Below are 1,663 nucleotides of genomic sequence, written 5' to 3' on the forward strand. Positions count from 1 at the left end.
ACCGGCGATCGCCCCGGAAAAGTCGAAGGCTCCGGCGGATCCGGGGATGGAGCCGGCACCTCTCCCGTCTGGTTGCAGATATCGACCGGGTGATGGATGTGGTTCTCCCCCGGATCGAGCGCGAGACCGGGCATACCTTCCGGGACCACGACGGGATCGTCCGCGTCCTTATGAGCCCCTCCACAGAACGGCTGTTTCTCGGGATCCTGGGCGATATTCCGGAAGACGCGCTCAACGTCCCGGCACGAGACCTTGCAATACTTGCGCACTCCCTCAAGGACGCACGAGCCCTCGCCATCATCGGCGACGTCACCCTGCAGTTGAAGGTCATGCACGGTGAGCACCCGATGAAGTTTGCCTCTCTCGCCGACCGGTGGGGACTGCATGAGAACCGGATCGGTCTTTCCAGCCATTACCGTCCGACGGGTGAGACCCTGATGCAGGAGAAAGAGGCCCTTGCGCGGGCCACTCTCGGCCTCATATACATCGAAGGAGGCGCCGATGCGTTGAGGGCGGCGGTACCGCTTCTTTCCTGATCCTCACGGCAGGTTGCCGTCCCCGCTGCACTCGCGCTGCCGCTCCTCGCTCATATCGATCAGGATCTCAAAGATCCGCCGGACGGAGATCGGGTCGATCCGGCTCTCGACGGCGTAGGTGAAGACCCGGTCGAGGACTACCTTCCGCTGTGGTCCGTCGTGAATGGGAAGGCCGTTCTCCTGCTTGATCCTGGCAATCTCTGCTGCAAGTCTCTGCCGTTCCGCAATCAGATCGATGATCTTCTCATCGACCTCGCGAATCTCATTCCTGACGGCATCAAGGGACATACTCCATGATTGGCCGCAGGCGGGGAATAAACCTGCGGGTTGACTTGAGAGAGCAGAAAAATATTATCGTCTTGGGATAAACCTGGTACCGAATGCTGGAACGAATACCGCTACGCGAGCGTCGGGACCTCCTGATCGCGTGGCTTGCCATATCGGTCGCCTTCACCCTGATCTATATCCGGGGCGGAGTGAGCCCGATCGGGCTCCTCTTCTTCTTCGTGATGTCTCTCGTCACGGTAGGGGTCGCCTTTGTCCTCCACGAACTCGCGCACAAGTTCGCCGCCATGCGTTACGGCTACTGGGCCGAGTTCAAGAAGGACAACCAGATGCTCCTCGTCGCCGTGGTGATGGCGGCGCTCGTCGGGATCGTCTTTGCGGCGCCGGGGGCGACGTATGTCTACGGGAACGCGACACGAAACGAGAACGGAAGGATATCGGCGGCAGGCCCGGTCACGAATCTCCTCCTCTGCATACCCTTCGCGGCGCTGATGCTCTTCGGCGGCGGCGGACTTCTCGGTACCGTGGGTCTCGTCGGGCTCCGGGTGAACGCCATGATCGCGACCTTCAATATGCTCCCGATCAGCGTTCTTGATGGCCGCAAGATCCTTGCCTGGAACCCGGTCATCTTTGCGGTGCTCATCATCGCCTCCCTCGGCATCCTCTTCTGGTCCCTCCTCTGAGGGTCCCCCTCTTCTGATTTTTAAGCTCGTTTCAGCCAGAACCGGAATGCCGCTCCGCATTCCGGCCGGCCTGGCACACGATCGTCGACCCGGATCCGGCCGCCGTAGCGCTCAATAAGCATCCGGGTGATGTAGAGCCCGAGCCCCTGGCCGCTCTTC

General features: G+C 61.2%; 4 protein-coding genes. 2 read left to right on the forward strand and 2 right to left on the reverse strand.

Annotation, left to right across the window (positions count from 1 at the left end; all coding sequences use genetic code 11):
• Nucleotides 1–536 (forward strand): hypothetical protein (locus tag ACI94_RS06785; protein WP_286681248.1); only part of this gene is annotated, 536 nt, incomplete at its 5' end.
• A 3-nt stretch (nucleotides 537–539) separates the two neighbouring features.
• Here ACI94_RS06785 and ACI94_RS06790 read toward each other — a convergent pair.
• The gene (locus tag ACI94_RS06790) at nucleotides 540–824 is read right to left on the reverse strand and encodes a chorismate mutase (protein WP_066958097.1); all 285 of its coding nucleotides are present in this window, start codon (nucleotides 822–824) and stop codon (nucleotides 540–542) included.
• 92 nt (nucleotides 825–916) lie between these two features.
• On the opposite strand from ACI94_RS06790, the gene ACI94_RS06795 reads away from it, so the two are divergent.
• Entirely contained in the window at nucleotides 917–1,504 is a 588-nt protein-coding gene (locus ACI94_RS06795) for a site-2 protease family protein (protein ID WP_066958099.1), read from the forward strand.
• Nucleotides 1,505–1,524: 20 nt separating this feature from the next.
• On the opposite strand, the gene ACI94_RS11070 is transcribed toward ACI94_RS06795, so the two are convergent.
• A complete protein-coding gene (locus ACI94_RS11070) occupies nucleotides 1,525–1,626 on the reverse strand; it encodes a hypothetical protein (protein WP_353743251.1) in 102 nt (33 codons plus the stop codon).
• Between the last annotated feature and the right edge of the window lie 37 nt (nucleotides 1,627–1,663).

The sequence above is a fragment of the Methanoculleus sp. DTU007 genome (assembly GCF_001512385.1).
Lineage (GTDB): Archaea > Halobacteriota > Methanomicrobia > Methanomicrobiales > Methanoculleaceae > Methanoculleus > Methanoculleus thermophilus.

Coding starts and splice junctions, on each gene's coding strand:
- ACI94_RS06790 (WP_066958097.1), bottom strand. CDS start 824: ATGTCCCTTGATGCCGTCAGGAATGAGATTCGCGAGGTCGATGAGAAG.
- ACI94_RS06795 (WP_066958099.1), top strand. CDS start 917: ATGCTGGAACGAATACCGCTACGCGAGCGTCGGGACCTCCTGATCGCG.
- ACI94_RS11070 (WP_353743251.1), bottom strand. CDS start 1,626: ATGCTTATTGAGCGCTACGGCGGCCGGATCCGGGTCGACGATCGTGTG.